Here is a 24,243-nt window from a genome sequence, read left to right as displayed (position 1 = left end):
GGGGAGTCGATTTGATGAAAAAAGGAGTTATACAGCATTATTATAAATTAATAATCTTATTCATCATACTGAGCACAGTTCCTGTCATTATTACAGGTTCACTTTCTTTTTGGAAATCAGCTGAAGCCATTCAAGAGTATTCCACACAGGAGAAAGTACAAAATGTTTATCAAATCCAAACAAATGTAGAGCAAGTTCTAAAAAATATTGATCACTCGGTCACTTATTTCGTTAGAACTTCACAAACCCAACAATTTATTAGAGAAGAAATGTCTGCTGAGGTATTCTATAATTATCAAACAATCAAAAGTGACCTGAATCATATACAAACATTAGATACAGGTATTGAAGATATCGTTTTAGTTAGTTTTGAGAACAACTGGTTAATAAACAATAATGGTCTTTCCTTTATTAGTAAAGAAGAGAACGATGCTATGTATATAAAATATATGTCATTACCTGATAAATCTTCCTGGTTGCTTGAAGAGTTTGATTCGATTGTCGTTAAAAATAATGTCCAGAATAGTTGTTCTCACTATATAAATCTAGTGAAAAAACTACCTTTACTACAGTCTAATAAAACTGGAATGGTCGTTGTCTTTATTCCAAGTTGTTCCTTAACCAATATTATGGCAGAAAAAATCGATTCAGAATCCTTTGTAATAGTTGATGATTCAAACAAAATAATCGCTCACAGTAATCCTGGATATATTGGAAATAACTTTGAAATTCCTGAAACTATTATTTCTAAAATAAATAATTCATCTGAGGATGGTCAATTTAATAATGAAATTGATGGTATCGATTATAAAGTCACCTATCGAACTTCAGAGTATAACGACTGGACCTACTTATCCTTTGTGAAAATTAGTGACTTAAACAGTAAATTAAGCTCGATTCGATGGTTAACAATAGTCATATGTTCCATTCTTCTTTGTCTTACTCTGACATTTTCTATATTGGGGAGTAGAAACATTTATAAACCAATCCGTCACATCCAAGAACTTGTTCGAAATTCCAATCCTGATAAAAGCGACATGAAGAAAACAAAACATAATGAATTTGAATTAATTGAATCACATATTAACCAGTTGTTAAGTAAAAATAATGACTTGGAAAACAAAATGCAAAGACAGGTAAATCAATTAAAACAATTATTCATTATACGATTGTTGCAAGGTAAAGTAGGTAATCATGAAATTCCAATTAAACTGACATCATTTAATTACAAACAATCTTGGAAGCAACTAAGCGTTTTCGCGTTACAAATTGATACTTTTGAGAATAGTACTTTTAATAAAAGTGATACAGACCTTTTGTTGTTTGCAATTAATAACGTCCTTGAAGATTTGATTGATTCAGAAAGCCGCTTAACGCCTGTTGTTATTAATCAGACACAAGCGACAGTTCTAGTTACTGATTTTGAAAAAGAAAATGAACATACATTTTATATTAACCAGCAAGCTGCTTTGGTCCAAAAAGAAATTAAAAATATTTTTCATTTATCTATTAGTATCGGAATCAGTCGCCCTTTTTCAGACTTAATACAAGCAAAATTAGCCTTCAATGAAAGCCAGGAAGCTCTTAAATATCGTATAAAACACGGGAAAGAGTCAATAATTTTTTATGATAACTTAAACAGAAACTATCAATTTTTTATTGACTATCCTTCTAACATTAAGTACAAACTATTTGATGCTATTAAGCTAGCAGATAAAACAAAAGCAAATACTGAGCTAAATAACTTTTTTGCATATATTTCAAATGGTGACATGCACCATAATTATTATAATGTTATTCTCACACGGTTTTTATATGACTTAATGGAGCTAAAGCAATTATTAGGTATAGAAATAGTTGAATTGGACAATCGTCCTTTCTTAATGGAAATTTACGATTTAAAAACATTACAAACTATTCAAGATTGGTTTAAAGAACAACTCGTACATCCCATAATTGAAAAAGTAGACAAACGTACTAAAACTGATAATAAGTCATTATCAGATAAAATAATTCACATCATTCAAGACAGTTATGACAAAGATATTTCACTGGATTCAATTGCAGCACAACTTCACTATAACCCTAATTATTTGAGTAATATTTTCCTAAAAGAAACTAAGCGTTCTTTTAGTGAATACCTTTTAATGTATCGTCTGAACAAAGCAAAGGAATGGCTTGTCGAGACCAATTTATCTGTAAAAGAAATTGCTGCTAACTTGCAATATAATAATTCTCAAAACTTCATTCGTTCCTTTAGAAAAATAGAAGGCATTACACCAGGAAAGTACAGAACGGATCATAAGCACAAATAAAAGCTATTTCTATGCTAATCGATTAGCATAGAAATAGCTTTTTGTTTAATATATTAAAATACCTTGCAAGCCTTATCCAGTAGTTAACTGTTCTATTAGCCATTGATAGGATAGTTCCCCACTAATTTCATGGCCACCTTCAAATAGATGACTTGTTAAATTATTATCAGCTTGTTGCAGGTGATAGATTTTTTTTAGTTTTTCCATTGCAGTCTTAACTGTTTCAATTGGGAATAAATGATCCGCTTTACCAGCTTCAATGAATAGCGGTCTTGGTGCAATTAAACCTATTAAATTCGGCAATTCGCCACATGATAAAATGTTTGGAATATAATTGTCGAGACAATGCCTTCTAGCCATGATCCCATTTTTAAATGTATTTGTATAACCACTAATTACGGTCGCCTGAATTCTTTGATCAAGAATTGAGGTAAATCCAGCAACAAGTCCTCCACCTGATAAACCCATGATCCCTATCCTATTTGTATCAATCACATCATGACTTTCCATGTAGTCTAGTAACCTTCTACATTCAGCAACACGTAGTCCGGCTAATGTTTTACCGTAAAGTAATAACTGGCTAGCAATTCGATAACATGAATTATCTGCACTTTCATCTTCCTCAAGCCTTCGATCACCAAATCCCACCAATTCTGGAACAATTACCACCACACCTTTTTTCACTAATTCCACTGCAAAATCTTTATATATACCTCGCTCTTCTGATTCATTTCCATCTCGATCTAGACCAATTATTTCTTTGCTACCATAACCGTGACCATGTACAGCCATAACTGCTGGAATTTTTTTACACTCATTTATTTGTGGTAATAATAAATAAAAACACATATGCAGTGAACCAACAGTCTTAATTTGTAGTCGCATTCTTGTGTAACTATCCATTTCTATTTTTTCGAGTAAAATGGTTTGAACATCCTTAGAAACGTAATCAAAATGTCCTAAGGATCGTGAAACATCTTTACACAACTGATCTTTCAAAACTGGATCGTATTTAACAGGTTTGCTTTGAGAAACTTCCTTGTATAAGTTATCTAAGTATTCTTCAATTATTCCCATTATGACCCTCCTTATTTGAATGGAAGCTATTATAAAAAAGTTACAGCGCTTGCATCCAAATAGTAAATAAACCATCTTTGACACCTAAATTATATATATAATAGATTCCAAACAATACGCTTATTCCCCCAGTTAATTGTGTAAGAACTTTATTTAGATATTGTTTGTTTTTACTTACGACAAATGGTATCCCTATCAAAGTTGTAAATAAAAGCATACCAATCACCGTACCCACTCCAAAAATAATAATATATCCACTTGCTAACCAGACATTATCTACCGTACTCATTGTTAATAAAATCATCGCACCACTTCCAGCAAGTCCATGTACTAATCCAATTAACATAGATTTACGAAAAGAGTTCTTATCGCTCTTTTGTACGTGATGACTATGATATCTATAGGAAATAACAGTTGTAAAACCTAGATATACAAGCATTAGGCCCACTAATAACTCTAGAGACATCATCCACGGTGTGGATATTTCACCTTTCATTAATATAAAAATCAGACCTACTATAAATAACGTTGCAGTATGACCTATACCCCAAAAAACACCCGCTAATGACGAACGCAATACTTTTTTACTACGACTGGCTATCGTTGATACAGCAATAACGTGATCTGGTTCTATTGCATGTTTTATTCCTAAAATAAACCCAAGCGACATAACTGAGAAAATCCCTAATTCCATGTTTACCCCTCCGTTTGACTAGTTCAATTCTATTCTTTATCTCCTATTACTACTCGTAATACATTTGGATGATTAGTAAAAATTTTCGTGCCCGCGCCATAACCGATCTCATTAACTTTCATCTCAGGGAAGGTTCCAAAATCACTACTAAGTACAGAAACAATAGCTGCCCCTGTAGGTGTTGTTAATTCTGCATGGACATTACTAGTTGCAATTGGAACACCTCTTAACATTTCTAAGGTTGCTGGTGCAGGCACTGGATATATCCCATGATCAATGTGAATGTGCCCTGAGCCAACTGGAACAGATGAAGCTATTATCCTTTCAATCTTTAATTGATCTATCAATATTGCTGTGCCAACTATATCGATAATCGAATCGACCGCACCGACTTCATGAAAATGAACTTCCTCTAACGACACACCATGGATGGAAGCTTCTGCTTCTCCTATTTTCTTGAAAATGGCTAGTGCATATTCTTTTGCGCGATCAACCAAACTCGCATTATTAATCATCTTAACAATTTCCTTATACGTACGTTGGTGATGATCGTGATTATGGGAATGAGCATGATCATGCGCATGCTCTTCTGTATGTGTGTGCACATGGTTATCACTATTATTTTTCTCATTCAGTAAAATTACATCAAATTTGCTACTGGTAATCCCATTCCGAATAACTTTCTCACATTTTAATTCGTATTCACTAGTTATGTTTAACTTATTTAATTCTCTTTCTAACAAATCCAAACTTGCCCCCGCATCAAGTAGTGCCGCTATAGTCATGTCACCACTTATACCTGAAAAACAATCCAAATAAAGTACTCTCATTTCCCATCCTCCAATTGTTAAAGTGTCACCCCTGTTTTGAAAATTGCTAGTTCTCGGTAACCATTCACTTCATTATTTGATTCCTTACCACTCGCTACTTCGATTACATAATTGACAAAGTCATTTAATACTACTTCATTTGGAGAATCTAGTAATATTCCAGCATTAAAATCAATCCAATGTGGTTTTCTTTCGAATAATGATGTATTGGACGAGACTTTTAATGTTGGTACAAAAGTTCCAAATGGCGTGCCTCTTCCAGTTGTAAACAAAACAAGGTGACATCCTGCTGAAGCAAGTGCTGAAGCTGCAACCAAATCATTACCAGGTGCACTTAGCAAGTTTAAGCCATGCTCTTTAAGACGCTCTCCATATTTCAATACGCCTTTGACAACCGATATTCCTGCTTTTTGTGTACAACCTAGTGATTTATCCTCTAATGTCGTTATTCCACCTGCTTTATTTCCTGGAGAAGGATTTTCATAAACCGGTTGTTCATTTTTGATGAAATATTGCTTAAAATCATTAATCATAGAAACTGTATCTTGAAAAATTTGTTCGTCTATACAGCGCTCCATTAAAATCGTTTCAGCACCAAACATTTCCGGGACTTCTGTTAATACTGTCGTCCCACCTTGTGCAACCAAATAGTCTGAAAAATTTCCAACTAATGGATTGGCTGTAATACCAGATAAACCATCTGATCCGCCACATTTTAGACCTACACGTAATTCAGATAATGGAATCGATTCACGTTTATCTTGTTTTGCCTCTTGGTAAATCTCTTTTAGTACCTTGACACCTTCTTCTATTTCATCCGATACAAGCTGTGAAACAAGAAAACGAATACGACTCTGATCATAGTTGCCTAGTCCTTGTTCAAATTCTTCTACAACATTATTCTCACATCCAAGGCCTAGAACAAGGACACCACCAGCATTTGGATGTAGAACAATATCAGACAAAATTTTTCTAGTATTTTGATGATCATCTCCTAGTTGTGAGCATCCATATTGATGTGACATCACCAATACTTGATCAAAAGGAGTAATATCTCCTACATCAGCTTTAAATTTATCCAGTATTCTATCTGCGACACCATTTACACATCCTACAGTCGGAACAATCCATAACTCATTACGAATACCAACATTACCATCTTGCCTTCGATATCCTTGAAAAAAATGATTCTCATTTGAATAAAGGTTCTTTGTCAATTTTGGTAGATACGTATAATCCTCAATTCCAGTTAGGTTTGTTTTCATATTTTTTGTGTGTACATGCGTGCCTTCTTCAATTGCTTCTTTTGCATGTCCTATCGGATAGCCGTATTTGATAATATCTTTATTTTTATCAATAGGTAAAATTGCAACCTTATGTCCTTGTGGCACATCCTCTCTAAGTGTGACTAATACATTATCAACCGTTAGTGTAGTACCCGATTTTAAATCACACAGTGCTACTACTACATTATCATCTTCCTGTAATTGAATGAATTTATGCATGTGCCTCAGCCTCCATTAGTTCTAACAATGCCTTCCTTACACCTTGTCTATCCATTGTATAAAGATTAGTGGCTATTAATTCACTTAGACCAACACATTTGTTAAGATCCCTTCCCCACCAGTCTTGTTTTGCTAGTATATTACGGACAATATCCACCATCTTGTCACTTGACCCATCATAACTATTCCATTGTGTTCTAAAATATGCTACTATTTCAGGATCATCTTTTAGATCAATAGATTCCGTTCCTCTTTTCCCTCGGTAAAAATAAAATAGTGCTGCAAATGCAAAAGTTAACTTTTTCGGAACTTCATTTTTCAAGGTAATGTAATCTAATAAAGTAGGTAGATCTCGCGCCTTAAACTTTGCAACAGAGTTCAAAGAGATACTTATCAAATAGTGTTCAATAAAGGGGTTTCGAAAACGATCAAGTACATTCTCGGTAAACGTGTGTAGCTCACTTTCAGGAAAATTAATTGTTGGCAAAATTTCCTGATAGAGAAGTGATTCGATATATTTACCGATGAGTTTGTCTTCTACTGCATTTTGTACGGTATCAACACCAGATAGATAAGCAACAGGCGTCATTGCTGTATGGGCACCGTTTAGTATTTTCACCTTACGCGTTCGATAAGGATCTAAATCACTAACAAAAATAGTATTTAATCCTATCTTGTCTGCTGGAAAGCTCTCCTTCAAAGACTCCGCCCCTTCAATTATCCATTGATGATAGTGCTCACCTACAACCATTAATTCATCTCGATATCCTAATTCGTTTTCTATTTTAGTTGAACTATCTTTAGGGAAACCAGGTACAATCCTATCTACAAGGCTACAACAAAACCTATTTGCACTATCCAACCATTTTGTAAACGCTTTCGAAAGTTTCCACAATGAGGCATACTGTAAAACATATTTTTTTAAGTAGTCTGCATTACGATCAATAAGTTCACAGGGTATGATAGTCAATCCTTTATTTATATCACCATTAAAGTGTAAAAACCGGCGGTAAAGAAATGCGGTTAGCTTTGCAGGAAAAGTCTTTTGTAATGGGTCATCTAATTGATCATCCTCATTAAAAACAATTCCAGCTTCCGTTGTATTAGAGAAAATGAATTGCAAATCTTCCAGTTCCGCTAATGCACGATAACCTTCAAGATCCTGATATGGATTAACGCCACGACTAATTGATTGAATTACCCGCTTTTCTCTAACAATAGAACCATCCTTAACACCTTCCAAAATTACCGTGTACAACCCATCTTGCTCATTTAATTTATCAACCATTCCATTCTCGATAGGCTGTACAATAACAACACTTCCATTAAACACACCAGCTTCATTCATGATATCGATTTGCCAATCAACAAAAGCACGCATAAAATTCCCTTCTCCAAATTGTAAAACACGCTCTGGATAAAGTTTTTTCTCGAAAACCTCTTTTGATATTTTTATCACTATTATCCCTCCAAACTTATTCTTGTCAACAATAACAACGTTGTTATTTTTAGTTTACCATCACTTATATATTTGGTCTACAGATATATGGAAAACTTTGCAAAGATGACACAATTATAAATTTTTAGGAGAAAGGAGCAATATAATATGAAACGCTATAAAAAAATGAACGATTAATAAGGTTATTTTAACGCTCACTAATCGTTCACCTATAATACTCATTTTATACACCAATAGTGCACTACATCTCTAATTATATATAATTAGTTTAACGAGCTAACCATCCACCGTCAATAGCAAGGATATGCCCATTCATGTAATCAGAAGCCTGACTAGCCAAGAATACAACAACACCCATTAAATCAGCTGGTTGAGCCCAACGTCCTGCTGGGATACGCGCTAGAATTTCTGCGTTGCGTTTTTCATCTGCTCGAATAGGAGCTGTATTATTAGTCGCTACGTATCCAGGCGCTATTGCGTTTATTTGAATATTTTTTTCACCCAACTCATTTGCAAATGCCTTTGTAATACCTGCTACTGCATGCTTACTTGCTGTATATGATGGAACAAATTTACCACCTTGAAAGGAAAGCATAGAAGCTATATTTATAATTTTACCATTACCCTGCTTCGCCATTACCTTTGCTACCTCTTGGCTTAAGAAATAAACGGAATTCAAATTAATTTCCATCACGGCATCCCAATCTTCAGACTTATATTCGAGTAATGGAGAACGACGAATTGTTCCTGCATTATTGACTAAAATATCAACCTTACCAAAGGTATTTACACATGTATCGACAACTTGTTTAATACTATCTCTGTTTGAAAGGTCTGCTTGATAAAAAGTAACCTTTTGTCCAGTTTCTTCAATAAGCTCTTTCGTTTCATCCCAATCAGTACCATATGTTACCACAAATAAATCTGCGCCTGCCTTAGCAAGAGCAACTGCATAACCTTGCCCTAGTCCTGTATTTCCTCCTGTAACAATCGCAACTTTACCTGCTAATGAAAAAAAATCTAATGAAAAATTTTCTAAAGTCATGGTCCAAACCCCATTCTTTTTATTTTCTAGTTATATTACTATTCATCTACTAGACTATCTTAATTTATCCATCTGTACATGATCCATATCAGTGAACTGTTTATTCTCCCCAGCCATAGCCCATACAAACGTATAATTACTTGTAGCAGCTCCACAATGGATAGACCAAGGAGGTGAAATTACCGCTTGCTCATTTTTCATTATAAGATGTCTAGTATTACTCGGTTGCCCCATTAAATGAACCATTCTAGCATTTTCGTCTAAATCGATGTATAAGTATGCTTCCATTCTGCGGTCATGTGTGTGCGTTGGCATAGAGTTCCATACACTTCCTGATTTTAATTGCGTCATTCCCATAACAATTTGGCAGCTTTGTATGCCATCATTATGGATCATACGGCGAAGAACACGTTCATTTGCACTCTCATTTGTTCCTAATTGATCACCGTCAATACTATTAAAAGAAACCTTTTGAATCGGATATTCCTTATGAGCGGGTGCAGAAAACAAGTAAAACTTTGCTGGTTCACTCGCTACAGTGCTAGAGAATAAAACTTCTTTATTTCCTTTTCCAACATACAAACAGTCTTTATTATCCATCAGAAATTCTTGACCATCAATTAAAACTTTGCCTGAATTACCTACATTAATAATCCCTAATTCCCTTCGCTCTAGAAAGTAATTGGCCTTTATTTCCTCATCTGTTTCTAAAGAGATCGCTTCCTCAGTAGGTGTTACACCACCTATAACTGTTCTATCTTCCATCGAATAGACCATTTTAGTTTGCCCAAGCACAAATAGTTCCTCAATCAAATAATGCTGACGTAATTCTTCTGTACCAAATGTTTTTGCGTGTTCTGGATGTGTTGCATATCTTTTTTCCATTTTTAAAGCCTCCTATAGATTATGAAAATAGTTGTATTTAACTTTAAATTTTTTGATGCTTTGATGTATTTAAAAATTTTTCTAACATAACTCGAGTTGGCAATCCTTCGTTATCACTTGATGAAAGTAGTTGAATAGCACCAATTGCATTTCCGCGAATAACAGATTCCTCAATCGATAATCCCTCAGCTAACCCACTGACTACACCTACTGCAAATCCATCTCCAGCCCCAACAGTATCCACAATTTTATCAACCTTAAAGCCTTCAATATATTTACCTTCTCTATCATGTCCTTTTACATATGCACCTTCTTCACCAAGCTTGATAACAACATACTTTGCATTCCTTTCTAAATAAAAGTTTGCAATATCTTCTGGTTCTTTATATCCAGTAAGAATTTCCCCTTCAGAAATACCTGGAAGAACGATATCACATTTTGCTGCCAATTCATTTATATTTATAATCATATCTTTCTTACTACTCCACAAATTAGGACGAAGATTAGGATCAAAGGTTATACATGCCCCGTTTCTTCTTCCTTCCTCAGCAAAATAATGAGAAACAGCTTTTGTTTCAGAAGACAAAGCTAAGAATATGCCACTTAGATGAACAAAATCAAAAATAGAAAAATCCACTTCCTGTATGGTAGCTAAACTAACTTTACTAGCCGCACTATTCTTTCGAAAACTTGCTACATTCGGATCCCCTTCGATAGATTTTTCCTTTAATTGTAATCCAGTCAAATCCTTTTTACTTTGATAGACAAAATCATTATGGATTCTTTCCTTTTTTATAAAATTTATGATTGATTCTCCAAGTGGATCATTGCCAACTTTGGTCGTATAATATACTTCGTGATTCAATCTAGCTAAGCCAACACTAACATTTAATTCGGCACCTGCTATTGATCGAGTGAATGTCTTTACATCTTCAAGCCGTCCTACTTCACCAGCTACAAATAAGCCCATAGCCTCACCAATTGTAACTATCCTTTTACTCATAAAACATCTTCCTCACTAATAGTAGTAGCCTCTTTAGAAGCCCTTTTTTGCAAATGTATGCAAAAAATATAGAACTAACTATCTATGTTCTCATGATTATATTTGGTAAGTACATTTTTTATACATTGAATAATAAAATAAATATTCAATATAAAAGATTTAATTTACGTTCCGTATAATGGAACTCTGTTCTATAATATAAATTATATACCGCTTTCATAATTAATGTCAATGAAAAAAGAGAAATTAATTAAATTACATTTGCCAGCGTATGAATAGCATTTTTTGATAGATTAAAAAATATTTATTAAATATAAAATTAGATTTTTGTTAAATAAAAATAAAAAAAACGTCTCTCACAATCTGAGAAACGTTAATATTTCTTGCTTAAATGATATGTTTATAATAGCTATGGTATAGGTTCGACTCACATTCTAGAAGGAACATTTTTCAAAATAAAAAGCGTTTCCCAAAATGTAGGAAACACTTGATATTACAAAATATTAACAGTTAATTGACATACCTGAACAAAAAACTTAAATACCGGTGGCCGGGGTCGAACCGGCACTCCCGAAGGAACATGATTTTGAGTCATGCGCGTCTGCCAATTCCGCCACACCGGCATGTTATTTGGAGGCGGTAACCGGATTTGAACCGGTGATAAAGGTTTTGCAGACCTCTGCCTTACCACTTGGCTATACCGCCATTATAATAAAACTATATGAAAAGAGAGCGGAAGACGGGATTCGAACCCGCGACCCCCACCTTGGCAAGGTGATGTTCTACCACTGAACTACTTCCGCAAGATGATGGCTGGGCTAGCTGGATTCGAACCAGCGCATGACGATACCAAAAACCGTTGCCTTACCGCTTGGCTATAGCCCAATGTAAAAAAATAGGGCGACCGGTGGGAATTGAACCCACGTATGCCGGAATCACAATCCGGTGCGTTTACCCCTTCGCCACGACCGCCACAATAAAAAAAGCAGGGGTAGTAGGAATTGAACCCACACCGGAGGTTTTGGAGACCTCTGTTCTACCTTTAAACTATACCCCTATATTCTTATATAAATATATTCAAAAATGGTGGAGGGAGTAGGACTCGAACCTACGAACCCGATGGGAGCGGATTTACAGTCCGCCGCGTTTGGCCAACTTCGCTATCCCTCCAAATAAAAAAAGGTGGCTCGGGACGGAATCGAACCGCCGACACACGGATTTTCAGTCCGTTGCTCTACCGACTGAGCTACCGAGCCAAGTAAAATAATTGTAGTTTTATAAAAATGGCGGTCCGGACGGGACTCGAACCCGCGACCTCCTGCGTGACAGGCAGGCATTCTAACCAACTGAACTACCGGACCAATAATTTGGTTGCGGGGGCAAGATTTGAACTTGCGACCTTCGGGTTATGAGCCCGACGAGCTACCAGACTGCTCCACCCCGCGATAATGTAGAATTAAATAATTCTACTATAAAATTACTTGTTTAAAATGGTGGAGGATGCAGGGCTCGAACCTGCGACCCCCTGCTTGTAAGGCAGGTGCTCTCCCAGCTGAGCTAATCCTCCATTGGTGACCCGTACGGGAATCGAACCCGTGATACCGCCGTGAAAGGGCGGTGTCTTAACCGCTTGACCAACGGGCCTAAATTAATTATACAATGAGTTGTATGTAAGTGGCGGAGAGCGAGGGATTCGAACCCTCGAAACCGCGTTAGCGGTTTACACGATTTCCAATCGTGCTCCTTCGGCCACTCGGACAGCTCTCCATATGGCTCCACAGGTAGGACTCGAACCTACGACCGATCGGTTAACAGCCGATTGCTCTACCACTGAGCTACTGTGGAATAATGGATATATGCCTGGCGACGTCCTACTCTTGCAGGGGCAAAGCCCCAACTACCATGAGCGCTGAAGAGCTTAACTACTGTGTTCGGCATGGGAACAGGTGTGACCTCTTCGCTATTGTCACCAGATCATTTAGAGTATACATCCAAGTGTATTTTGAATTTTAATGACAACAAGTATTATACCTGTTTTTCATAAAAAATCAAGAGTTTAAAAGAATAAAATTAATTATACCTTCAAAACTAGATAAGAATTACAACAAGACACCATATAGTATTATAGTTAAGTCCTCGATCTATTAGTATTCGTCAGCTACACGTGTCACCACGCTTCCACCTCGAACCTATCAACCTCATCGTCTCTGAGGGATCTTACTCTAAAAAGATGAGAAGTCTCATCTTGAGGGGGGCTTCATGCTTAGATGCTTTCAGCACTTATCCCTTCCACACGTAGCTACCCAGCGATGCTCTTGGCAGAACAACTGGTACACCAGCGGTGTGTCCATCCCGGTCCTCTCGTACTAAGGACAGCTCCTCTCAAACTTCTTGCGCCCACGACGGATAGGGACCGAACTGTCTCACGACGTTCTGAACCCAGCTCGCGTACCGCTTTAATGGGCGAACAGCCCAACCCTTGGGACCGACTACAGCCCCAGGATGCGATGAGCCGACATCGAGGTGCCAAACCTCCCCGTCGATGTGGACTCTTGGGGGAGATAAGCCTGTTATCCCCGGGGTAGCTTTTATCCGTTGAGCGACGGCCCTTCCATACGGTACCGCCGGATCACTAAGCCCGACTTTCGTCCCTGCTCGACTTGTAGGTCTCGCAGTCAAGCTCCCTTCTGCCTTTACACTCTTCGAATGATTTCCAACCATTCTGAGGGAACCTTTGGGCGCCTCCGTTACTCTTTAGGAGGCGACCGCCCCAGTCAAACTGCCCACCTGACACTGTCTCCGAACCGGATCACGGTTCTGGGTTAGAAGGTCAACACAGCCAGGGTGGTATCCCACGGGCGCCTCGACGTAAGCTAGCGCTCACGCTTCAACGGCTCCCACCTATCCTGTACAAGCTGTGCCGACATTCAATATCAGGCTACAGTAAAGCTCCACGGGGTCTTTCCGTCCTGTCGCGGGTAATGCGCATCTTCACGCATCGTATAATTTCACCGGGTCTCTCGTTGAGACAGTGCCCAAGTCGTTGCACCTTTCGTGCGGGTCGGAACTTACCCGACAAGGAATTTCGCTACCTTAGGACCGTTATAGTTACGGCCGCCGTTTACTGGGGCTTCGGTTCAGCGCTTCGCCCGAAAGCTAACGCATCCCCTTAACCTTCCAGCACCGGGCAGGTGTCAGCCCCTATACTTCGCCTTACGGCTTCGCAGAGACCTGTGTTTTTGCTAAACAGTCGCTTGGGCCTTTTCACTGCGGCTTCTCGTAAAAGAAGCACCCCTTCTCCCGAAGTTACGGGGTCATTTTGCCGAGTTCCTTAACGAGAGTTCTCCCGATCACCTTAGAATTCTCTTCTCGCCTACCTGTGTCGGTTTACGGTACGGGCACCTCTTTCCTCACTAGAGGCTTTTCTTGGCAGTGTGAAATCCGGAACTTCGGTACTTAAGTTCCCTCCCCATCACAGCTCAACCTTACATTGGACGGATTTACCTATCCAACAGCCTCACTGCTTGGGCGCGCATAACCAGCAGCGCGCTTTCCATATCCTACTGCGTCCCCCCGTTGTTCAAACGGAAAGGAGGTGGTACAGGAATATCAACCTGTTGTCCATCGCCTACGCCTTTCGGCCTCGGCTTAGGTCCCGACTAACCCTGAGCGGACGAGCCTTCCTCAGGAAACCTTGGGCTTTCGGTGAAGAAGATTCTCACTTCTTTTTCGCTACTCATACCGGCATTCTCACTTCTAAGCGCTCCACCAGTCCTCACGGTCTGACTTCGCTGCACTTAGAACGCTCTCCTACCAATCCAAGAAGTGCAATACTTCTTGGAATCCGTAGCTTCGGTGATACGTTTAGCCCCGGTACATTTTCGGCGCAGCGTCACTCGACCAGTGAGCTATTACGCACTCTTTAAATGATGGCTGCTTCTGAGCCAACATCCTGGTTGTCTATGCAACGCCACATCCTTTTCCACTTAACGTATACTTTGGGACCTTAGCTGACGGTCTGGGCTGTTTCCCTTTCGACTATGAACCTTATCACCCATAGTCTGACTCCCAAGGCAATATGATTGGCATTCGGAGTTTGACTGAATTCGGTAACCCGGTAAGGGCCCCTAGTCCAATCAGTGCTCTACCTCCAACATACGTTCCTTGAGGCTAGCCCTAAAGCTATTTCGGAGAGAACCAGCTATCTCCGTGTTCGATTGGCATTTCACCCCTACCCACACCTCATCCCCGCATTTTTCAACATGCGTGGGTTCGGGCCTCCAGTCAGTGTTACCTGACCTTCACCCTGGACATGGGTAGATCACACGGTTTCGGGTCTACGACCCTTTACTATCACGCCCTATTCAGACTCGCTTTCGCTGCGGCTCCACCTGTGCGGCTTAACCTTGCAAAGAATCGTAACTCGCCGGTCCATTCTACAAAAGGTACGCCGTCACTCATTCTTTTTCCCGAAGGAAAATATCGAGCTTCGACTACTTGTAGGCACACGGTTTCAGGATCTCTTTCACTCCCCTTCCGGGGTGCTTTTCACCTTTCCCTCACGGTACTGGTACACTATCGGTCACTAGGGAGTATTTAGCCTTGGGAGATGGTCCTCCCGGATTCCGACGGAATTTCTCGTGTTCCGCCGTACTCAGGATCCACGCTGGAGGAAACGTCCTTTTCATTACAGGGCTCTTACCTTCTTCGGCTGATCGTTCCAGATCGATTCATGTAAAACGTTTCTTTGTAACTCCGTATAGCGTGTCCTACAACCCCAAAAAGCAAGCTTTTTGGTTTGGGCTGATTCCGTTTCGCTCGCCGCTACTCAGGAAATCGCATTTGCTTTCTCTTCCTCCGGGTACTAAGATGTTTCAGTTCCCCGGGTCTGCCTCACTTTACCTATGTATTCAGTAAAGTGTCCTACTCCATTACGAGCAGGGGGTTCCCCCATTCGGAAATTCCTGGATCAATGCCTACGTACGGCTCCCCAAGACATATCGGTGTTTGTCCCGTCCTTCTTCGGCTCCTAGTGCCAAGGCATCCACCGTGCGCCCTTTCTTACTTAACTATATTAGTTAATAAAAGCGTTTGGTTCTTCTTACTTTGATATGATGTCTTGTCATATGTTAGGCTCACGTTCTGTTTTGTACAAAGTACAATCCTTCTCGCTTCCTAACTTCTTATCTAGTTTTCAAGGTACATAAAATGAAAGATACTTGATCTCTCAAAACTGAACCAAACCACACAGTATGTTTTCCTATATGTCCAGCTTCTAGCACGCAACGACTAGTAAACTTCCTTCTCCTCCGTACGATAAGGCAACATCAACTCACTTTCGTTCGTTGTGTTTTCTTTATCTCCTTCGGTTCAGTCCAGTTCATACGTCGTTAAACGCGTGCTTACGCTTTTCATTTATCCTTAGAAAGGAGGTGATCCAGCCGCACCTTCCGATACGGCTACCTTGTTACGACTTCACCCCAATCATTGGCCCCACCTTCGGCGGCTGGTTCCTGTAAAGGTTACCTCACCGACTTCGGGTGTTGCTAACTCTCGTGGTGTGACGGGCGGTGTGTACAAGACCCGGGAACGTATTCACCGCGGCATGCTGATCCGCGATTACTAGCGATTCCGGCTTCATGTAGGCGAGTTGCAGCCTACAATCCGAACTGAGAATGGTTTTATGGGATTTGCTTCACCTCGCGGCTTCGCTGCCCTTTGTACCATCCATTGTAGCACGTGTGTAGCCCAGGTCATAAGGGGCATGATGATTTGACGTCATCCCCACCTTCCTCCGGTTTATCACCGGCAGTCACTTTAGAGTGCCCAACTAAATGCTGGCAACTAAAATCAAGGGTTGCGCTCGTTGCGGGACTTAACCCAACATCTCACGACACGAGCTGACGACAACCATGCACCACCTGTCACGCTGTCCCCGAAGGGAACGCCCTATCTCTAGGGTTATCAGCGGATGTCAAGACCTGGTAAGGTTCTTCGCGTTGCTTCGAATTAAACCACATGCTCCACCGCTTGTGCGGGTCCCCGTCAATTCTTTTGAGTTTCAGCCTTGCGGCCGTACTCCCCAGGCGGAGTGCTTAATGCGTTAGCTGCAGCACTAAGGGGCGGAAACCCCCTAACACCTAGCACTCATCGTTTACGGCGTGGACTACCAGGGTATCTAATCCTGTTTGCTCCCCACGCTTTCGCGCCTCAGCGTCAGTTACAGACCAGAGAGTCGCCTTCGCCACTGGTGTTCCTCCACATATCTACGCATTTCACCGCTACACGTGGAATTCCACTCTCCTCTTCTGTACTCAAGTTCCCCAGTTTCCAATGACCGCTTGTGGTTGAGCCACAAGATTTCACATCAGACTTAAAGAACCGCCTGCGCGCGCTTTACGCCCAATAATTCCGGACAACGCTTGCCCCCTACGTATTACCGCGGCTGCTGGCACGTAGTTAGCCGGGGCTTCCTCGTTAGGTACCGTCAAGGTACCGTCCTGTTAGAACGGTACTTGTTCTTCCCTAACAACAGAACTTTACGATCCGAAAACCTTCATCGTTCACGCGGCGTTGCTCCGTCAGACTTTCGTCCATTGCGGAAGATTCCCTACTGCTGCCTCCCGTAGGAGTCTGGGCCGTGTCTCAGTCCCAGTGTGGCCGATCACCCTCTCAGGTCGGCTACGCATCGTCGCCTTGGTAGGCCATTACCCTACCAACTAGCTAATGCGCCGCGGGCCCATCTGTAAGTGACAGCTCAAAGAGCCGCCTTTCAACTTCCCTTTAGGTAAAGAAAAGTGTTATCCGGTATTAGCCCCGGTTTCCCGGAGTTATCCCAGTCTTACAGGCAGGTTGCCCACGTGTTACTCACCCGTCCGCCGCTCAATCCATAAGTTTCACCCCGAAGGGATTCACTTATTTCATGCGCTCGACTTGCATGTATTAGGCACGCCGCCAGCGTTCGTCCTGAGCCAAGATCAAACTCTCCATAAAATGCGAGCTTGCTGCTCAAATACTTAACTAGCTTATTGTTTCTACTTACTTAACATACTGTGTGTTTCGTTCAGTTTTCAAAGATCAATTTGTTTCGCCGTTTATTTGCGACAGCTTTTGTATTATATAACTTCTAAGTTAATTAGTCAATAACTTTCTTAACGAAATTCTTTTTGTAAAAGTTTAACCGCTTAAAGCGACCTAATTAATATAGCATGCTTGCTGATGTAATGTCAATAACTAATTTTCGAATCACTCAAAGCGACGCATATTAATATATCATGTATTTATAACATACGTCAATACACTTCTTGCTTTTCTTTTTATAACCAAATACTGATACAAAAGACTACTTATATATTCAGTCTTCCCTGACCCTATAATTACGATGAAAGACCTTTTCACCTTTTGTTTGTACGAGTTCAACAGATAAAAGCCCTAATTTTAATAAGTAATCAATCATCGTACTTAAATCTAAAGCATAAGCACGAATAGCTGGATGGGTCTTCAAATCACCAAAACTCCACGCCTCTTTAGAGGTATGCATAATCTTAAATAGATGTGCAGCAGATATTTTAGCACGTGACCTCAATGAAAAATCAATTGCAATTATCATTAACTCAACTCGTTTAGTAACATTCTCATGACTATTAATTAACTCTTCATATAGCTTATATATTTGCGGATCAATTCGCTTAATCTGATTCCATACAACCACTTCTGGATGATAACCTTTCTCTATAATTGAAAGCCTACCGAGGCTATGTAACGAACTCAAAACTTTACTATACGCATCAAGATCGTTCTCAGAACTAAGTAAATCTTTCGCTTCAATGTAATTACGCGTAAGTTTCGCAAATTCGATAGTTAATTTCAGCTGTCTTTTTTCAATAGGAAAATTGTCTAACTCTGCTTTTAAATTCGAGATGTACTCATTTCGATCAAATAATATTTTTCCAGTTACGATCCATTCTACTGCTCGTCGATATGAACTTGTATCTATCCAACGATGTAATTGGTCTTCTTCAACAATATGCATTGCTGCTGTTTGCTCTTCAAACTGATAATGTTTAACATACCAAGATTGATCTGCTTGGGAGACAATTACTAATAATATCACATCAAAATTATCAGTTACTGGACTCACCCGTTTTTTCTTCTCTACCATTAATATACCCAATGTGTGCGGTTGGCTTGCTCTTTCTTGGTAAATTGGACGTAATAAATCTTCCATTGCTCCACCCTCCAAACAATTACTTCTTATTTATATAAATACTATTTCGACAAAAAAGACTAAAATCCTTTTTAAAATTATAAATTGCGTTTTTATTCTATAGACAATTAAAAATACCCCTTCTAACCTTATAAGGCATTTGAAAGGGTACATAACTTAGTGTTTTGTTTTACAAGATGAACATATTCCGTAAATCTCCATCCGATGATGACTTACATCAAAACCTGTTACTTGTTCAGCTAGAGACTCAACCTCATCCAAACTAGGATAGTGAAAGTCAACTATTTTCCCACAAGAGTCACAGATAATATGGTAATGCTTCGTTGTATTATAATCAAAACGACTGGAAGAATCGCCATAGGTTAATTCTCTAACGATACCTATTTCTCTAAAAACACGTAAATTATTATATACGGTGGCTACACTCATATTAGGAAATTTCCCTTCCAACGCCTTATAAATATCATCAGCGGTTGGATGGATCTCTGCACTTATTAAAAACTCTAGCACCGCATGACGTTGTGGTGTAATTCGCACGCCAGATTCCTTCAATCGATCAACAGCTTCTTGAATTCTAACCTCAGTCACCGTCATGCACCTCACTTTCAATAGAGATTAATTGTATGAATATTTCCTTCTACTACAATTATTATCTTATAATTCTTATAATTAGTGTAACCGCTAAAGAAACATTCTGTCAATATAAGTATGGTAATTGACTTGAAAATCTTTATTTTTGTATCTTTAAAATAGTTTCTTCATATGAACTGAATTTATTTACATAACGCGCTCCCACAAATAAATAATCTGATAACCTATTTAGATATGTGAGAACAGTTGGTGAGGTTTCCCCGTTTAAGCTAACTACTATACGTTCTGCACGTCTAACAATTGTTCTTGCATTATGCAAAGCTGCAGCAGTTGGATGTCCAGAGGGAAGAATGAATTGTTTAAGTGGCTCTAATTGGTTATCCCACTCATCAATTTTTGCCTCTAGATCTTTTATATGCTTTTCACTTATCTGCCATGCCACATTTTTTCCTTTTGGTGTTGCAAGTTCTGAACCAACATGGAACAACAAGTTTTGCACTATTTCAACACTCTCTTGAAATTCTTTACGTTCTTTAATTGACCATTTTAAATTATCATTTAGATGACTTAAAGCAAATCCAACCATTGCATTTGCTTCATCACATGTCCCGTAAGCCTCCACTCGAATGTCATTTTTAGCAACTCGTTCTCCGTATATAAGTGAAGTTGTACCATCATCACCTGATCGTGTATAGATTCGCAGTTTTAATACCCCCGATCTAGATCAATTAAATTTACCACTAGGCTTTGATCCTTTAAATAAGCTTTTAAGTTTTCCTCAAATATAGTAATAGATCTTGGGATATAATCTGGTGACTTTCCGGATACATGTGGAGTCATCGTTACTTTAGGATGATCCCATAGTGGATGTGTGTTCGGTAAAGGTTCTTGTTCATATACATCCAAAACTGCATGCGCAATTTGTTTTTGATCAAGTGCCATAATTAATGTTTCACTTTGTACTGCATTACCCCGACCCATATTTAGAAAAATCGCACTATCTTTCATTGATTTAAAATGGGCTTGTCTATAAAAGTAATACGTTTCCTCTGTACTTGGTAAGATTGATATGACAAAGTCTGCCTCTTTTAAAGCTTCATGAATATTATTTGTTTGAAACATTTCATCTATATATGGCTTATCTGTTCCACTATTTGATACCCCTATAGTTCTCATCCGGAATGCTTTAGCAAGTCTAGCCAACTCTTCACCAATTGCACCCGCGCCTACAATTGTCATTGTCTTAGATGAAATTTCTTGTATACCCACACCTCGATACCAATGGTGTGCAAATTGATTACGCCTAAATGTATCCGCTTGTCGATAAACATGTAATAACATGGAAATAGCGTATTCTGCCATTGGTATTTGATGAATACCCCGAGCATTTGTTACTTGAATACCCTTTTCTTTAATAACTTCTAACGGCATCTCATCCATCCCAGCTGAAATAACCATAATCCATTTTAATTGTTCCGCTTTTTCTATATGTGCTGCAGTTAGATCTTCTCCATAAGTCAATAAGATATCTGTTTTTGATAAAGCGGTCTCTGCTTGATCAATAGACTCAACAAATTCAAATTCAACAGATGGATAATTTTTAATTAATTGTTCTCTGATTTCTTTTGTTAACTTTGTAGTAGATAAAGCGTACATCTTAAAACCTCCTAAGATTCGTCTCATATTACCTATGATATCGCTTTTTTCCTCTATTGAAAATAAAAACGTTTAAGAATATACAAAAGTCCAAGAATATATTCTTGGACTTTTGTTTGAGATGGAAAGAGAAGGTTATTTGCTTTCTATTTACTTTATGCTGCGTGACTGATCTTGTATAGCAACATCACCTAGTTGACTAGAAGTAATTTAGTTTTTCAAAAGTTAACGGTTCACGTATTAGTTTAAATTTTCACGAATAAAGGCTAACGCTTCATTTGTATGTCCTTCTACTTGCACTTCACGAAATTCTTTTTGTACGACACCATTTTTATCAATGATAAAAGTCGAGCGTTCATTTCCAAAATACTCACGATCTGGTTTCTTCTTCAATTTCCACACACCAAAACTCTCTGCAAGCTTATGTTCATCGTCAACCAGTAGCGTGAACGGAAGCTCATGTTTTTCCTTAAACGCTTGATGACTTTCTTCTGAATCTGGACTAACACCCAGAATAACAGCATTTAAATCGGCAAAGCTTTCTTGATTATCTCTAAAAGAACATGCTTCTGACGTACAACCAGGTGTACTATCTTTTGGATAAAAATATAAAACAATATTTTTTCCAGCGTAATCTGTTAATTTCACCTTGTTTCCTTCACTTGTCTTTAGAACAAGATCAGGTACCTTTTCGCCAATTTTCATCGCCATATGTTCCGCCTCCTAATAACTATTTATCTTAGCGTAACCAAAATGAACCCAACTTACAAATTATTAAGCTTTTTTTGCTTTGCTTGTTTTTTGTTCGTACGTTCAAAATTCGCTTGTTGCCATACTTTTAGAAAAAAGGCTGCTGGAAGAATATAGCCAACCATAGCCTCTACCAAGGCAAGTAGTCTCGCCCAACCAATTGGAGTAATATCTCCATATCCAACCGTCATTAGTGTAACGCCACTAAAATAGAGGGAGTGCGCTAACGATTCAAGTATATCCACATTTTCCAATTTTCCGTGTTCCAATAACAAGGCGCCTTGAAAGGATAACAAAAAATAAATCATTCCAAAGCTAACCAATACTGTTAAGTAGACAGCTATTAAAGCATAAAAAATTTCATAAGAAAAATAACTACGTTTATATGTTTTTTCGAAGACAAAGGAGTATAAACTCGCTCCCATCAATATTAAAATAATAGTAATAGAAACAACCGCAAGCAAACTAATCCCCCCCCCACCTAACTTGTCTTACTATTAGTTTACGAAACAAGAATAATCTAATGCCAAAAACAGCTAACTTTTAATAAAACTACAACGTTTTTAACTTCTTCAACAAGTGCTATAATAAGGCATATTACATTAATGGAGGGAAATACATGCAGTTCTCTAAATCAGAAGCATTACATAACGAAGCACAAAAACATATTCTCGGAGGCGTTAACTCACCATCTCGTGCCTATAAAGGGGTAGGTGGTGGAACGCCTGTTTATATGAAAAAAGGGGATGGCGCATACTTTTGGGATGTTGATGGAAACAAATATATTGATTACCTTGCTGCATACGGTCCTATCATCACTGGCCATGCACATCCACATATAACCGAGGCAATTACAAATGTGGCACAAGATGGTGTGCTATTTGGTACACCTACAGCTTTAGAAAACCAATTTGCCCAAATGTTACAGGAGGCAATCCCATCATTAGACAAGGTGCGTTTTGTGAATTCTGGAACCGAGGCAGTGATGACCACAATAAGAGTCGCTCGTGCATATACCAATAGAGAAAAAATCATCAAGTTTGCCGGTTGCTATCACGGACATTCTGATATTGTCTTGGTTCAAGCAGGATCTGGACCCTCCACATTAGGAAATCCTGATTCAGCCGGTGTGACAAAAGCGACCGCACAAGAAGTAATTACTGTTCCATTTAATGATATACAAGCATATAAAGATGCTCTAGAACTTTGGGGTGATCAAATTGCTGCTGTTTTAGTTGAACCTATTGTTGGTAATTTCGGTATTGTAGAACCAAAGCCCGGTTTCTTGCAACAAATAAATGATCTTACGCACGATGCAGGTGCATTAGTTATTTATGATGAAGTTATTACTGCTTTTCGTTTTACTTACGGAAGTGCACAACAACTTGTTGGTGTCGAACCTGATATGACGGCGCTAGGGAAAATTATTGGTGGAGGTTTGCCAATCGGTGCTTATGGTGGTAAACAAGAAATCATGGAACAAGTTGCACCACTTGGTCCAGCATATCAAGCTGGTACAATGGCTGGAAATCCAGCTTCCATGTCAGCTGGCATCGCATGTTTGGAAATATTAAAGCAACCTGGTACATATGAAAAACTTGATATGCTTGGGGGAAAATTAGAATCAGGCATCTTAGAACTAGCTGAAAAACATGGTATTACACTAACAATAAATCGATTAAAAGGTGCGTTAACTGTCTATTTCACAAATGAAAAGATAGAAAATTTTGCACAAGCTAACGCTACGGATGGAGAAATGTTCGGTAAGTTCTTTCATTTAATGTTACGTCAAGGCATTAACTTAGCTCCATCAAAATTCGAGGCATGGTTTTTAACTATTGCTCACACAGAAGAGGATATCGACCATACATTAGTGGCTGTTGATTCAACATTTAATACATTAGCAGGAAATTAAATAATTATGCAAAATTGTGAATAATTATTTAATTTTAAATTGATTCCACCCTAGTAATATGATATGATTATTCTGAAAATTTATTTATTTTCAATTCATGCTTTTTATTGTCAATTTTGTATGACTTCCCTTCAAAGCATGAACACTTAGCCTCATGCATGTTAACTCATGCTGGGGTTCTTTTTTATACAAAAAACTACTATATTAATAATGTTCCATCTAAAGATAAATAGTTTGTTATAATTACTATAAGTAATACATGTTTCTCATATAACAGCATAGTTATAGGTT

At 38.7% G+C, this 24,243-nt stretch carries 16 protein-coding genes, 14 tRNA genes and 3 rRNA genes; 2 read left to right on the top strand and 31 right to left on the bottom strand.

Annotated features, from left to right (window positions below; all coding sequences use genetic code 11):
• Positions 1 to 14 precede the first annotated feature (14 nt).
• Complete coding sequence (locus DM447_RS03895; RefSeq protein ID WP_112179980.1) at positions 15 to 2,315, top strand: AraC family transcriptional regulator; 2,301 nt, start codon at positions 15 to 17, stop codon at positions 2,313 to 2,315.
• A gap of 72 nt (positions 2,316 to 2,387) precedes the next feature.
• Here DM447_RS03895 and DM447_RS03890 read toward each other — a convergent pair whose 3' ends face one another.
• From DM447_RS03890 to DM447_RS03740, 31 genes are all read right to left on the bottom strand, one after another.
• Positions 2,388 to 3,392: an alpha/beta hydrolase family protein gene (locus tag DM447_RS03890; RefSeq protein ID WP_162632556.1), complete on the bottom strand. Its 1,005-nt coding sequence runs from the start codon at positions 3,390 to 3,392 to the stop codon at positions 2,388 to 2,390.
• Positions 3,393 to 3,432: 40 nt separating this feature from the next.
• On the bottom strand, positions 3,433 to 4,086 hold the full coding sequence (locus DM447_RS03885) for an urease accessory protein UreH (RefSeq protein ID WP_112179978.1): 654 nt from the start codon (positions 4,084 to 4,086) through the stop codon (positions 3,433 to 3,435).
• Positions 4,087 to 4,115: 29 nt separating this feature from the next.
• On the bottom strand, positions 4,116 to 4,916 hold the full coding sequence (larC, locus tag DM447_RS03880) for a nickel pincer cofactor biosynthesis protein LarC (protein WP_112179977.1): 801 nt from the start codon (positions 4,914 to 4,916) through the stop codon (positions 4,116 to 4,118).
• 17 nt (positions 4,917 to 4,933) lie between these two features.
• A complete protein-coding gene (locus tag DM447_RS03875; protein WP_112179976.1) occupies positions 4,934 to 6,421 on the bottom strand; it encodes a UxaA family hydrolase in 1,488 nt (495 codons plus the stop codon).
• The gene (locus DM447_RS03870; protein ID WP_198663174.1) at positions 6,414 to 7,880 is read right to left on the bottom strand and encodes a tagaturonate reductase; all 1,467 of its coding nucleotides are present in this window, start codon (positions 7,878 to 7,880) and stop codon (positions 6,414 to 6,416) included. Before DM447_RS03870 ends, DM447_RS03875 begins: the two co-directional genes overlap by 8 nt.
• Before the next feature lie 268 nt (positions 7,881 to 8,148).
• The gene (gene kduD / locus DM447_RS03865) at positions 8,149 to 8,925 is read right to left on the bottom strand and encodes a 2-dehydro-3-deoxy-D-gluconate 5-dehydrogenase KduD (protein ID WP_112179975.1); all 777 of its coding nucleotides are present in this window, start codon (positions 8,923 to 8,925) and stop codon (positions 8,149 to 8,151) included.
• A gap of 54 nt (positions 8,926 to 8,979) precedes the next feature.
• The gene (gene kduI / locus DM447_RS03860; RefSeq protein WP_112179974.1) at positions 8,980 to 9,810 is read right to left on the bottom strand and encodes a 5-dehydro-4-deoxy-D-glucuronate isomerase; all 831 of its coding nucleotides are present in this window, start codon (positions 9,808 to 9,810) and stop codon (positions 8,980 to 8,982) included.
• Positions 9,811 to 9,853: 43 nt separating this feature from the next.
• Positions 9,854 to 10,813, bottom strand: coding sequence for a sugar kinase (locus DM447_RS03855; protein WP_112179973.1), 960 nt, complete (start codon positions 10,811 to 10,813; stop codon positions 9,854 to 9,856).
• 541 nt (positions 10,814 to 11,354) lie between these two features.
• A tRNA-Leu gene (locus DM447_RS03850) sits at positions 11,355 to 11,436 on the bottom strand.
• 8 nt (positions 11,437 to 11,444) lie between these two features.
• Positions 11,445 to 11,518: transfer RNA gene (locus DM447_RS03845), tRNA-Cys, on the bottom strand.
• A gap of 26 nt (positions 11,519 to 11,544) precedes the next feature.
• A tRNA-Gly gene (locus DM447_RS03840) sits at positions 11,545 to 11,616 on the bottom strand.
• Between the two features lie 7 nt (positions 11,617 to 11,623).
• A tRNA-Gln gene (locus DM447_RS03835) sits at positions 11,624 to 11,698 on the bottom strand.
• Positions 11,699 to 11,712: 14 nt separating this feature from the next.
• A tRNA-His gene (locus DM447_RS03830) sits at positions 11,713 to 11,785 on the bottom strand.
• Between the two features lie 14 nt (positions 11,786 to 11,799).
• Positions 11,800 to 11,870 (bottom strand) — tRNA-Trp (locus DM447_RS03825).
• A 27-nt stretch (positions 11,871 to 11,897) separates the two neighbouring features.
• Positions 11,898 to 11,983: transfer RNA gene (locus tag DM447_RS03820), tRNA-Tyr, on the bottom strand.
• A 13-nt stretch (positions 11,984 to 11,996) separates the two neighbouring features.
• A tRNA-Phe gene (locus tag DM447_RS03815) sits at positions 11,997 to 12,069 on the bottom strand.
• A 28-nt stretch (positions 12,070 to 12,097) separates the two neighbouring features.
• Positions 12,098 to 12,174, bottom strand: a tRNA-Asp gene (locus DM447_RS03810).
• A gap of 7 nt (positions 12,175 to 12,181) precedes the next feature.
• Positions 12,182 to 12,258 (bottom strand) — tRNA-Met (locus DM447_RS03805).
• Positions 12,259 to 12,304: 46 nt separating this feature from the next.
• Positions 12,305 to 12,380, bottom strand: a tRNA-Val gene (locus DM447_RS03800).
• A 2-nt stretch (positions 12,381 to 12,382) separates the two neighbouring features.
• Positions 12,383 to 12,457: transfer RNA gene (locus DM447_RS03795), tRNA-Glu, on the bottom strand.
• Between the two features lie 31 nt (positions 12,458 to 12,488).
• Positions 12,489 to 12,580 (bottom strand) — tRNA-Ser (locus tag DM447_RS03790).
• Between the two features lie 3 nt (positions 12,581 to 12,583).
• A tRNA-Asn gene (locus DM447_RS03785) sits at positions 12,584 to 12,658 on the bottom strand.
• A 13-nt stretch (positions 12,659 to 12,671) separates the two neighbouring features.
• Positions 12,672 to 12,787: ribosomal RNA gene (gene rrf, locus DM447_RS03780) — 5S ribosomal RNA — on the bottom strand.
• Between the two features lie 150 nt (positions 12,788 to 12,937).
• A 23S ribosomal RNA gene (locus DM447_RS03775) occupies positions 12,938 to 15,884 on the bottom strand.
• Between the two features lie 354 nt (positions 15,885 to 16,238).
• A 16S ribosomal RNA gene (locus DM447_RS03770) occupies positions 16,239 to 17,806 on the bottom strand.
• The 16S, 23S and 5S rRNA genes sit together here with 14 tRNA genes alongside, the layout of an rRNA operon.
• Before the next feature lie 361 nt (positions 17,807 to 18,167).
• Positions 18,168 to 19,040: a nucleotidyltransferase-like protein gene (locus DM447_RS03765; protein ID WP_112179972.1), complete on the bottom strand. Its 873-nt coding sequence runs from the start codon at positions 19,038 to 19,040 to the stop codon at positions 18,168 to 18,170.
• Between the two features lie 156 nt (positions 19,041 to 19,196).
• The gene (gene perR / locus DM447_RS03760; RefSeq protein WP_369974634.1) at positions 19,197 to 19,628 is read right to left on the bottom strand and encodes a peroxide-responsive transcriptional repressor PerR; all 432 of its coding nucleotides are present in this window, start codon (positions 19,626 to 19,628) and stop codon (positions 19,197 to 19,199) included.
• Positions 19,629 to 19,770: 142 nt separating this feature from the next.
• On the bottom strand, positions 19,771 to 20,334 hold the full coding sequence (locus tag DM447_RS03755) for a cob(I)yrinic acid a,c-diamide adenosyltransferase (protein ID WP_112179970.1): 564 nt from the start codon (positions 20,332 to 20,334) through the stop codon (positions 19,771 to 19,773).
• Between the two features lie 2 nt (positions 20,335 to 20,336).
• Positions 20,337 to 21,287 (bottom strand): D-2-hydroxyacid dehydrogenase, encoded by a 951-nt coding sequence (locus DM447_RS03750; protein WP_112179969.1) that lies wholly within the window; start codon positions 21,285 to 21,287, stop codon positions 20,337 to 20,339.
• Positions 21,288 to 21,527: 240 nt separating this feature from the next.
• Complete coding sequence (gene bcp, locus DM447_RS03745; protein ID WP_112179968.1) at positions 21,528 to 21,998, bottom strand: thioredoxin-dependent thiol peroxidase; 471 nt, start codon at positions 21,996 to 21,998, stop codon at positions 21,528 to 21,530.
• A 53-nt stretch (positions 21,999 to 22,051) separates the two neighbouring features.
• On the bottom strand, positions 22,052 to 22,501 hold the full coding sequence (locus DM447_RS03740; protein ID WP_112179967.1) for a potassium channel family protein: 450 nt from the start codon (positions 22,499 to 22,501) through the stop codon (positions 22,052 to 22,054).
• Positions 22,502 to 22,656: 155 nt separating this feature from the next.
• On the opposite strand from DM447_RS03740, the gene DM447_RS03735 reads away from it, so the two are divergent.
• Positions 22,657 to 23,952: a glutamate-1-semialdehyde 2,1-aminomutase gene (locus DM447_RS03735; RefSeq protein WP_112179966.1), complete on the top strand. Its 1,296-nt coding sequence runs from the start codon at positions 22,657 to 22,659 to the stop codon at positions 23,950 to 23,952.
• Positions 23,953 to 24,243: the final 291 nt, after the last annotated feature.

Origin of the sequence: Paraliobacillus zengyii (genome assembly GCF_003268595.1) — a bacterium.
Lineage (GTDB): Bacteria > Bacillota > Bacilli > Bacillales > Amphibacillaceae > Paraliobacillus_A > Paraliobacillus_A zengyii.
The sequence above is the reverse complement of the archived record's forward strand: the minus strand, read 5'-3'. Positions and strand labels throughout refer to the sequence as shown.